The sequence below is a fragment of the Corallococcus sp. CA053C genome, from assembly GCF_003611675.1.
Taxonomy (GTDB): domain Bacteria; phylum Myxococcota; class Myxococcia; order Myxococcales; family Myxococcaceae; genus Corallococcus.
Window position 1 is genome coordinate 1 of the sequence record NZ_RAWA01000342.1, and the last position, 10840, is coordinate 10840.

The 10840-nt window shown below is 71.2% G+C and carries 9 protein-coding genes; 2 read left to right on the plus strand and 7 right to left on the minus strand.

Going from position 1 to position 10840, the window contains the following annotated elements:
* The coding region (locus D7V97_RS32570; RefSeq protein ID WP_147445063.1) for a DUF4397 domain-containing protein at positions 1 to 1371 on the plus strand (1371 nt) is incomplete at its 5' end.
* Between the two features lie 24 nt (positions 1372 to 1395).
* On the opposite strand, the gene D7V97_RS32575 is transcribed toward D7V97_RS32570, so the two are convergent.
* The 4 genes from D7V97_RS32575 to D7V97_RS32590 form a co-directional block, all read right to left on the minus strand.
* The gene (locus D7V97_RS32575; RefSeq protein WP_120614522.1) at positions 1396 to 2076 is read right to left on the minus strand and encodes a hypothetical protein; all 681 of its coding nucleotides are present in this window, start codon (positions 2074 to 2076) and stop codon (positions 1396 to 1398) included.
* A 154-nt stretch (positions 2077 to 2230) separates the two neighbouring features.
* Positions 2231 to 3886, minus strand: a complete 1656-nt coding sequence (locus D7V97_RS32580) for a M1 family metallopeptidase (RefSeq protein WP_120614523.1) — start codon at positions 3884 to 3886, stop codon at positions 2231 to 2233.
* Positions 3795 to 5525, minus strand: a complete 1731-nt coding sequence (locus D7V97_RS32585) for an ABC transporter permease (RefSeq protein ID WP_120614524.1) — start codon at positions 5523 to 5525, stop codon at positions 3795 to 3797. Before D7V97_RS32585 ends, D7V97_RS32580 begins: the two co-directional genes overlap by 92 nt.
* Positions 5522 to 6442, minus strand: a complete 921-nt coding sequence (locus D7V97_RS32590; protein ID WP_120614525.1) for an ABC transporter ATP-binding protein — start codon at positions 6440 to 6442, stop codon at positions 5522 to 5524. Before D7V97_RS32590 ends, D7V97_RS32585 begins: the two co-directional genes overlap by 4 nt.
* Positions 6443 to 6560: 118 nt before the next feature.
* On the opposite strand from D7V97_RS32590, the gene D7V97_RS32595 reads away from it, so the two are divergent.
* A complete protein-coding gene (locus D7V97_RS32595) occupies positions 6561 to 7742 on the plus strand; it encodes an acyltransferase (protein WP_120614526.1) in 1182 nt (393 codons plus the stop codon).
* A 91-nt stretch (positions 7743 to 7833) separates the two neighbouring features.
* Here D7V97_RS32595 and D7V97_RS32600 read toward each other — a convergent pair whose 3' ends face one another.
* From D7V97_RS32600 to D7V97_RS32610, 3 genes are all read right to left on the minus strand, one after another.
* Positions 7834 to 9426: a response regulator gene (locus D7V97_RS32600; RefSeq protein ID WP_120614527.1), complete on the minus strand. Its 1593-nt coding sequence runs from the start codon at positions 9424 to 9426 to the stop codon at positions 7834 to 7836.
* Between the two features lie 224 nt (positions 9427 to 9650).
* A complete protein-coding gene (locus D7V97_RS32605) occupies positions 9651 to 10247 on the minus strand; it encodes a hypothetical protein (protein ID WP_120614528.1) in 597 nt (198 codons plus the stop codon).
* A gap of 36 nt (positions 10248 to 10283) precedes the next feature.
* Positions 10284 to 10649 (minus strand): VOC family protein, encoded by a 366-nt coding sequence (locus D7V97_RS32610; RefSeq protein WP_120614529.1) that lies wholly within the window; start codon positions 10647 to 10649, stop codon positions 10284 to 10286.
* Positions 10650 to 10840: the final 191 nt, after the last annotated feature.

The following is a 10840-nucleotide window of genomic DNA, read 5'->3' on the forward strand; positions in this document are numbered from 1 at the left end:
GTGCTCGTGCCCCCCACCACCGCGCAGTTCCGCCTCGTGCAGGCCGCTCCAGGCGCGCCCGCGATGGACGTGTACCTCGCGGGCAATCCCACGCCCGTGGCCCGCGCCGTGGCCTATGGCGCCACCACGCCCTACCTCACGCGGGAGCCGGGCGCCGTGACGGTCGAGCTGCGTCCCACGGGCGCGGCCCCGGGCTCGCAACCCGTCGCGGTCACTCCGGTGCGCCTGGACGCCGGGACGCGCTGGACGGTGGTGGCCGCCGGCCAGGCCGGTTCAACGGACTCCAACGCGGTGCTGCGCACGCTGCTGCTGCGCGACAACACGGTGCCCGCGGATCAGGGACAGGCCCGCGTGCGCGTCGTCCACGCGGGCTCGGATGCGCCGACGGTGGGCGTCGACCTGGGCAATGACGGCTCGGTGGAGGTCGCTTCGCTCGGGCGCTTCCAGGACTCCGGTGAGCAGGCCCTGGTGGTGTCCTCGGGCGCCGCGCTCCAGGTGGGGCTCGTCACCGGCAACGGGGGCAAGGTGCTGACGTCGTTCACCGTGCCCGCGCTCGGCTCCGGCACCGACACGCTCATCGTCGCCACCGGCCTCGTGTCCGAGCCCGCGCGCGCGGGCGACAGCTTCTCGCTGCTCACCGCGGGCCGCGACGGCACCCTGGCCATCCTCCGGCAGAACCCGACGCTGTACGTGCTGAACGCTTCGCCGGACGCGCCCGCGCTGGACCTCTTCACCGGCGAGCGCGAGCTGTCCGACGCCCTGCCCTACGGCGCGCTGTCCACGTCGTTGCAGGTGCCGCCGGGCACGTATGCATTGGACTTCTTCGCGAGCACGCCGGGCGCTTCGCGGCCCACGACGGCTCCGGTGGCCTCGGCCACGACGCCGGTGCTCGTGCCCGGTGAGCGCTACCTGATGGTCGCCGCGGGCTCCCTTTCGCCTTCCAGTCCCTCCGTGCCCGCGTTCACGGTGCTGCCCCTCATGGAGCGCTTCGCGAACGACCCCCGCAACCTGCGCCTGCGCTGGGTGCACGCGGCGTCGGACGCGCCCACCGTGGACGTGGGACCGCTGGGCTCGGAGCGACGTGTGCTGCCCGATGCGCCCTTCCTCGGCGTGCCCTTCGCTTCCGCCACCGCGCCGGACGGCCTGCCGCTGCCCTCGGGGGGCACCGTGACGCTGGGCGTGGTGCCGTCGGACGATGCCAACCGTGCGCCGCGCGTGCGCTTCAACGTGACGCCCAGGCCGGACACCCGCGTCTTCGCCGTGGCCACCGACCTGCCCGGTGCCGCGCCCGGGGCCTGGGACCTCCAGCTGCTGCTGGTGGACACCACGCGCACGCCGTGGACCGTGAGCGCGCAGCCTCGCGAGCCCTGAGCCCTTGAGGCTCGGGAGGACGCATCAGAAGGCCCAGCCCACGTTGAGCACGAGGCGCTCGGCGAACGTCCACCGGGTATCGCGGTAGTCAACGACGGTGATGCTGCCGTCCGAGGCCCCCATGGGCTGACCGGTGGAAGAGACGTTTCGCCGGGCACCCAGGCCCACCCCACCTTGCAGGGTGAAGCCAGGCTCCAGCACCACGCTGTAGCCCACGACACCCATGGCTCCCAGGAACCAGGCGTCCGACTCGGTGTTGATGAAGCGCGTGTCGTTCTTGTCGGCTCCCACGAAGGTGGTGGAGCCCATCCCGTAGCCCACCTCCACGCGCGGCGACACCCACAGGCCCCGCGGTGCCGTGCCCGTCAGGTAGAAGCGCATCGCAGGGGCCAACCCCAGCTCCAGGTGCGTGTTGTTCCACCCGTCCACGGGATCGGACCATCGTGGGGACACCCGCAACCGGGTGTTCACCCAGGTCGCGCTCACTCCCAGCCCCACGGAGACGCGCTCCCCCAGCACGTGCTCCCCTTCGAGCGCCACCTGCGAGTCCAGGCCCTGGAGGGGCACCGACAGCGTCACCACGTTGCGATGCGACACGGGGAACGTCCCCGTCGTGATGCCCTCCTCCGCGAACACCGACGTCGATACCAACGACAGCAACAGGCCCCACTGCTGGATCGTCACCATGTGCTCGAACCCCGTCACGCATCCGGACCCTCGCGGTCCGTCGTGCTGGGAGCCCTTCGCAAGCGATGTGCCACCGCGTCCCCAGAGGGAGCGGCACGGCCTGGCACCCGACACCGTGACAACGTGACGGGAGCGCGCGGACGCGCCCCTGTCAGCGTGTCATGTCATCGCGTCACGGCACGGTGAGCGGGGCCAGGGCCTGCTCACGTCGGAGCTGGAGCACGCGCACGTCCGGATCCACCACCAGTCGCTCCGGCGCGAAGTCCGACCGCACCGTCACCCGCGCGGCGACTCCCGCCACCGGATCCACCCGCACCCGGGCCTCGTGGAAGTCCGTGGCGGTGCGCTCGCCCTTCACCACCGCCACGTCCACGGGCATGCGGCCGGTGCCCACGTTCGTCACCGTCGCCGCGGTCACCCACTGCGCGCCCTCCTTCGTCACCGTCGCGTCGGTGACGCGGTACTCGGGCACCACCACCTCGAAGAAGGCCTGGCGGGTGAACGCGTCGAAGGCCGCCGCGTCCGGCGCGAAGGGACGCATCACCGCGAGGAAGTCCTGCAGCACGGGATGGTCCTCGTTGTTCATGTACCGCTGGAGGAAGGCATGGAGCCCCGCGTGCATCGCGGGCCGGCCCATCAGCTCCTCCAGCATCCAGAACGTCCAGCCGCCCTTCTCGTAGAGGACCACCGTGTCGCCCTCGCGCGAGCCGTCCAGCTTCACCAGCGGCTGCTCTCCGTCCACGCGCCGGTCCTTCCCGTAGCGTTCCTCCATCCGCTTCGCGTTCTGCGCGCGCGCCTCCGGCCCGTCCAGCTGTTCGATGAGCTTCAGCGCCGAGTAGTGCGACATCCCCTCCGACAGCACGTTGCCGCCCGGCCCCTTGCCGGGGATGAGCAGGTTGCCCCACCACTGGTGCGCGGCCTCGTGCGCGGTGACGAGCAATACGGCATTCGACTCCGGCGTCGTGCGCGTGAGGAACCCGATGGACTCCGAGAACGTGATGTTCGTGGGGAAGCCCTGCGCGTAGTTGTCCAGACCGGCGAACTCCGACAGCTTCAACTCCTTCCACGGGAACGGGTGGAACCACTCCGAGTAGTACCGGCGCGCCGCCTCCAGCCCTCGCGACATCTCCTTCACGTTGAACCCATGCGCCGGGTGGTGGAACACCGTCGTGTTCTCTCCCTCCACGCGGGTCCACTTCCCCGCGATGATGTTGAAGAAGCTCACCGGGTGGTCGCTCCGCCACACCGTGGTGCGGCGCCCGTCCTTCACCGTGTCGCTCTCGCGCACGCCCACGGAGTTGAGCGTGTAGGCCTCCGGCCCGGAGAGGCGGATCCGGAAGGGGAACGGCAGGCCGCTGCCCCAGGCGGTCTCCGTGGGCCCTTCGTAGAAGTCGTCCGGGTACACGCGCGGCTCGTAGCGGTTCTCCTTGCGGTCCACGCCCCGCTCCTCCTGGTAGCCCACCACCGGCGCGAACGTGGGCTCCTCGCTCGTGAGCACCACGCCCGAGGGCAGGATGAACTCCCGGAGCGCGCCGCCCACGCGAGACACCCCGTCCGGCACGCGGCCCTGATACTGGAAGCCCACCTTCAGCGAAGCCCCGGGCGCGAGCGGCGCGGACGGCGTGAAGACATACAGGCCGGCGCGGTCTTCCGGCGTCACGTCCTTCCCGTCCAACGTCCAGCGCACGTCCGTCCACGCATCGCCCCCGCTGAGGGCGAAGCGCGCGAGCGGCACGTCATGCCGGTTCACCAGCGTGTACGTGCCCTTCATCCGGAAGGCGCCCGCCTCCGGCTCCAGGTCCACGTCCAGGTCCACGTCCGCCTGCATGGGCTGCGGCGCGGTCCACCTGGAACGCGCCCAGGTCGGTCCACCGCACCGCGTCCCACAGCGGCCAGTTCGTCACCCAGGTGAGGTCCTCGCGCACGGCCAGGAAGCCCGTGAGGCCCAGCGCGCCCAGCGCCAGCGCGTACGTGCCGAAGCGGCCCCCCGTCACCGCGCGCGCGGCCAGGATGAAGGCCGTCCACAGGAGGAACGTGGGCAGGAGCAGCAGGCCCCACACCGCCACGTAGGGCGTCAGCGACAGCGGGACCCGGCCCTGGGACACCTGCACCAGCGTGCCGGCGAGCGCCATCACGGTGAGCAGGGCCACCGCGACGAGCCCGTTCGCCAGCGCCTTGCCCAGGAGCACCGACAGCGTGCGCACCGGCAGCGCGTCGTGGATGGGTGAGAAGCCGCTCGAAAGCTCCCGCTCCAGCGACTCCACCACGTAGAACATCAACAACAGACACACGAGCACCGACGCCTGGTTCATCGAGCGCACCGCGAAGCGCCCCGGCACCAGCAACAGCTCCGTGTCGAAGGGGCCCACCGCCGTGGCGGCCTGGGACACCATCTGCAGCAGCAAGAGCGGCAGGAACAGGTAGAGCCCCGGCTGCGACAGCAGGCCCCACGCCTCCGCCCGCGTCACCGTCGCGAGCCCCGCCCAGAAGCCCGGCGGCCTCACGACCATGCCCAGCGCGGCCAGCGGGGCTTCCGCGTGCGACAGCGCCACCTGCGCGGGGGGCGGCTCGATGAGGCGGTTGCGGGCGGCGCGCGAGGTCCGCACGTTCACCTCGCCCCGGAGCGCGCGGCGGAAGTGGCGCTCGCTCCACGCCACCGCGCCCAGGCCCAGGGCCATGAGCACGCACCGGCTGGTGACGAAGAGCGCGTCCAGCCCCACGGGCTGCGTGTTGTAGAAGTCCGCGCCCCGGTCCACCTTGATCCACGTCTCCGTGAGCCAGCGGTAGCCGCCCGGATCCACCGCCATCAGGAACCGGTTCACGCGCGGATCCAACCAGCCGGGCGACCAGTCCCAGAGGAAGAAGGCGCAGAGGAAGAACAGCCCCACCGGCAGGAAGTACACCGGCACCGCGCGGCGCGTGCGCTCGCCCATGGCGAAGGCCGCCCCCGCCATGAAGACGATGAGCGGCAGGCCGAACCACAGCACGGGGCGCACGTAGTGGCGCAGCGCGAAGGGCCCCCGGAACTCCGCCGAGTCCCCCGCCGGCACGACGTGGTGGAAGAAGACGAGCAGCCCCATCAACACCCCGAGCGCCAGCACGTAGGCGCCCAGGACCGCGAGGAATTTGCCCCACACGTACTCCGCGGGCGTCAGCGGCGTGGTGTGCAGGAGCGGCTGCACCCGGGCCTCGTCGTCGGAGATGACGGACATGCCCGCGCCCACCGACACGAAGAAGGTGAACAGCAGGAAGGTGAGGAGCATCACCGTCTGCGCGACGGCGAACTCGCTGGTCATCCACGCCTTCTTGCCGCCCACCTCGGAGCTGCCCGACGCGATGGTGACGTTGCCGGACGACACGCCCCATACGACGAGCAGCAGCAACACGAGCAGCACCCAGAACAGCGGGCGGCGCACCTGGTGGCGCCACTCCGTGCGCGCCACGCGGGCCAGTCGGGACAGGTTCATGCGCTCACCGCGGGGACCTGGACTTGAGCCGGGGCCGTGGGCTCGGGCGCGTCCTTCATCAGGAGCAGGTACGCGTCCTCCAGCGTGGGCGTGGTGCGCTCGAAGCCCGGGGGCGGGGGCGTGCCATGCGGGAGGTGGATGCGCACGCGGTTGCGGCCCTCGAAGAGCACGGCCTGGGTGACGCGCCAGGCCTGCTGGAAGGGGGCCATGTCGGCCGGGGGAACGGTGCCCTCGAAGAGGGTGTCATGGAGCGCGGCCTTCGCCTCGCTGGGGCTGGTGATGGCGACGACGCGGCCCTGGCGGATGACGGCGAAGCACGGACAGAGCATGGCCACGTCCTCCACGATGTGCGTGGACAGGAGCACGGTGCGCTCGTGGGCGATCTCCGCGAGCAGCCGGTAGAAGCGCTGGCGCTCCTCCGGGTCCAGGCCCGCGGTGGGCTCGTCCACGATGATGAGCTTCGGGTTGCCCGCGAGCGCCTGCGCGATGCCCAGCCGCTGCCGCATGCCGCCCGAGTACTCCTTCACCTTGCGCTTCGCCGCGAACGTGAGGTTCACGCGCTCCAGCAATTGCGCGACCAGCGCCTTGAGGCCCTGCGGCGCGGTGACGCCCTTGAGCTCCAGCAGGTAGCGCAGCATGTCCTGGCCGGAGAGGTACGGGTAGAAGCCGAACTCCTGCGGCAGGTAGCCCAGGTGCGGGCGCAGGGCCTCCGGGTGCCGCACCAGGTCCATGCCGTCCAGCGTCACCTCGCCGGAGGTGGGCTCCAGCAGGCCGGCGAGGATCTTCATCAGCGTGGACTTTCCCGCGCCGTTGGGCCCCAGCAGCCCGAACATCCCCCGGGGCACCTCCAGGTCCACGCCGCGAAGGGCCGTCACGGGGCCCGGATACACCTTCACCAGATTGCGCAGGCTGAGCATGTGGCCCTTTCTACGCCAAACGGGCGCCCCGATTTCCGCCTGCGATGCGCCCCCAGCAGGCAGGCAACCCCAGGGGTGATTGAGGCATGAAAACCAGGCTGCGAGACTCGCGGCCCTCATGGCCTCTTCCCGGCAGCACCTGGACGCCCTCACCGGGCTGCGGTTCCTCGCGGCCGCGCACGTCGTCGCCTACCACGTCTACCACCTGGTGTTCACCGCCACCGAGGCACCGCCGGGACTGCACGGGCTCATCGGCAGCGGGTACGTGGGCGTCAGCTTCTTCTTCGTCCTGTCGGGCTTCATCCTTGGCTACAACTACCTGGAGCGCCCGCCCGACACGCGCGAGGCGCGCACGGCGTTCTGGGTGGCCCGCTTCGCGCGCGTCTATCCCATCTACGCGCTGGGGCTCGCCCTCGCCGCGCCCGCGTTCCTCAAGGGCCTGCACACCGCGTGGGCGGTGGAGCCCGACAGGGTGTGGCGGGAGAGCGCGGCGCTGGTGCTCGCGCCGCTGCTGCTCCAGAGCTGGGTGCATTGGACGGCGCTCGCGTGGAACGCCGCGGGCTGGTCCCTGGCGGTGGAGGCCGTGTTCTACGCGGCCTTCCCCTTCCTCGCGGGGCGCCTGGGACGGCTGGGCCCCAAGGCGCTCGCGGTGGGGGCGCTGATGGCGTACGCGCTCGCGCTGTCGCTGCCGGGGCTCTACATGCTGGTGGATCCGGACCACACCGGAGGCACGGCGTCCGCGTACAACTCCGGGCCGTGGATGCTGACGTTGCGCTTCAACCCGCTGGCACGGCTGCCGGAGTTCCTCCTGGGCATCCTCGCGGGCCGCTACTTCCTGCTGCGCGCCAGCGAGGCCCCGCGCTCGCGGCCCGTCGTGCTGTCGGTGCTGGGGGTGATTGTCATTGCCGCGCTGATGGGCAGCCCCTCCCTGCCCTTCCCGCTCCTGCACAACGGGCTGCTGGCGCCGGTGTTCGCGGCGCTCATCGTCCTGCTGCCCCGAAGCCGGGGCGGCGTGGCGCGCGTCCTCGCGTCGCGTCCCCTCCTGCTGCTGGGCGAGGCGAGCTACGCGCTCTACATCCTCCACATGCCGGTGATGTTCGCGTGGAAGTCCGTGCTCAAGCGGCTGGGAGCCTCGCCCACGTCGGCCTGGGCGGTGGTGGCGCTGCTGGTGGGCATGGGCGTCTTGAGCGTGCTGGCGTACCAGCGCGTGGAGAAGCCCGCGCGCGAATGGATCCGCGCGTGGTGGACGGGGCGCAACGGACAGCAGCCGGTGACGACGGGCCTCCAGCCGCGGGGGTGAGCGCCACGGATCACTCCCAATGTCTTGCATGCGGGTGCTTGCGCGTCCCGGCGCCCTGAGCGCGGCCCTCCGCGCCGACTCGCGGCGGCCCTCACGCGCTCTTCGCGCGCACCGGTCGCCGTCGGTGCGCGCCGCGCTTCACCGGGCCCAGTTGGGCGAGCACGCGCCCGATCTCGACCAACTCCACCGGCTTGACGAGGTGCAGGTCGAAGCCGGCCTCCTCGCTGCGGGCCCGGTCCTCCGGCGCCCCGTAGCCCGTGAGCGCGATGAGGTGCGCGTCCGCGGCCACGCGGGTGCGCAGCTCCTCCGCCACCTCGTAGCCGCTCAGGCCGGGCAGGCCGATGTCGAGGATGATGACGTCGTAGGTGCCCGGGGTCGCCATCGCGATGGCCTCGGGGCCGTCCGCGGCGACGGCGACGGTGTGGCCCCACATCTGGAGCATCTCGCGCAGGCCTTCGCGCGCGTCGGGGTTGTCGTCGACGAGGAGGATGCGCCACTCCCCCTTCCGCGGCTCGATGCGCTCCGGGGCCACGTCGGGCCGCGCCGGCTGCGTCGCGTCCGCCAGCAGGGGCAGCGTGACGGTGAACGTGCTGCCCTGCCCCAGGCCTTCGCTGAACACCTCCACCTGCCCGCCGTGCTCCTCCACGAGGTGGCGCACCAGCGTCAGGCCAATGCCCAGCCCGCCCCGGCTGCGCGCGAGCCCCGTGTCCAGCTGCGCGAAGAGTTCGAAGATGCGCTCCTGTTCTTCCGGCGGGAGGCCGATGCCGGTGTCCTGCACGGACACGCGCACGCGCTGCTCCTCGTCGCGGTGGGCACCCACGGTGACGACGCTGCCCTCGGGCGAATACTTCGCGGCGTTGTCGAGCAGGTTGGTGAAGACCTGCTCCAGCCGCGTCCGGTCGCCGTCCACCCAGCAGGGCTCGGCGGGCAGGGACTCGCGCATGATGAGCCCGCGCTCCTCCATCACCGACCGGGCCGCGGCGAACGCGTGCTGCAACACGGTGTTGAGGTCCAGCCGGCTCCGGCGCAGCGCGTACTTGCCCCGGGTGATGCGGCTGACGTCGAGCAGGTCGTCCACCAGGTGGCGCAGGTGGTTGATCTGCCGCTCGATGATGGAGCGGCGGCGCTCGTCCGCGTCGGACAGGCCGTTCGAGTCCTTCCGGCCGAGCAGCTGCACCGCGGCGGAGATGGCGGCCAGGGGGTTGCGCAGCTCGTGGCCGAGCATGGCGAGGAACTCGTCCTTCTTGCGGTCCGCTTCCTCCAGGCGTGCCGCGTTGGCCAGGGCCACGCGCTCCACGTGGCGCAGGCGCAGGACGCTGTTCACGGTGGCGATCAGCTCCTCGGGGTCGAACGGCTGGGTGAGGTAGACGTCCGCGCCCGCGCGCAGGCCGATGACCTTCTTCTCCGCCGTGATGAACGTGGCGGAGGTGTGGATGACGGCGGTCTCGCGGGTGCGGGGATCCGCCTTCAGGAGGCGGCACACCTCGTAGCCGCTCATGTCGGGCAGCTTCACGTCGAGCACGACAACGTCGGGGCGCCCATCAAAGGCGACCTGCAGGGCCTCGCCGCCGGTGACGGCCTCCAGCACGTGATAGCCCGCCTGGCGCAACGAGAAGGAGCCCAGGTAGAGACTCGCGGGGGAGTCGTTGACGTGCAGGACGGTGGCGGCTGCGGTGGCGATCAAGAGCGACTTTCCCAGGGAGAAACCAGCCGGCCTCTGCCGTGCGCAAGAGCGCGCACGAACCCCGACCCGGACGGTTTAGCCATCCTCCGGCAGGCCCTGTATCCGAGGCTGCGGCGACTGTTGGGGCGGAGACAAGGGGCTCGGCTGCTTCCATGGGGGGCAGCCGACCACACGGTGCGGAACACGCTCAGGGCGTGCGCACCGGGAGTGAGGAGCAGGGAGACCTACGGAGGAGCCGCGGGCCCGGTGCCTGCATCCGAGCTCCCCGGGCTGCCTCCATCGCGCAGACCTTCGGGCCAGGGCCGCGAGGGGTCGTTCCAGACGGAGTCCAGCGCGGGGGCCACTCCGGGTTCCGCGGGGACGGCCTGGGAGTCCCCACCGCCCGCGTCCGTCGGCGCATCCGCCCTGCCGTCCACGACACGCCGTCGGATCCGCCCATCCTTGCTGATGGCGTACCAGGCACCTGAGTCCAGCGCCGGGTAGGTCTTCCCGCAGGCAGCGGGATCCTCGGAGATGTGGATGAAGAAGAGGTCTCCGCGACGCATCGCCAGATACCGCTGGGCCTCTGGCCGGTCCTGGCAGGGAACGTCCTTCGATGGCGGGGGCAGGAAGTCGTTCGTGGCGATCATTAGCGCCTGAAGCAGCGCGCCCTCCAGCACATACGGGCGCTGCTCGGGCTGGAGCTCGACGACCGAATCGTCCGAGAACTCCGGGAAGGCGATGGACCGGTCGTCCTCCACGAGCACCGGCGAGGGCCGGGGGCCCCGCACACAGCCCATGAGCAGGGCGGCCAGCAGGAGATGGAGCTGTCGACCGGACATAGGAATCCCGAGGCTCTGGCGGATGACCTCAGCGCCTCAAGGCTCGGACCACACGGCCAGCTCGTTGCCCGTGGGGTCGGTGAAGTGGAAGCGCTTGCCTCCGGGGAACTCGAACGTGTCCCTCACGATGCTCCCTCCCGCCTCGCGCACCTTGGCGTGCGTCGCCGCCAGGTCCTTCGAGTACAGGATGACCAACGCGCCCCCCTTCCCCACCGGCCGCTCCCGGTCGAAGCCCCCGCTCAGCCGGCCGTCCATGAAGCTCGTGTAGTCGGGGCCGTAGTCCTCGAAGCGCCAGCCGAACACGGCTCCGTAGAAACGCTTCGTCTCCGCGATGTCCGTCACGGGAAGCTCGATGTAGTCGATGCGGTGGTGCTGCTCTGCCTGCTGCGGGGCGGTGGACATGGGGGATGGACCTCTTTTTGGAGCCTGGAGAAGGAAACGGCCCCTACGTTATGCATCCGCCTCGCCGGGGGATTGTACGAATCCGACCTGCCGCTGCTCGCGCGCGTACGCCCCCGGCGTCATCCCCGTCAGCGCCCGGAACTCCCGCACGTGGTGCGCCTGGTCGTAGTACCCCGCCGCCACCGCCAGCT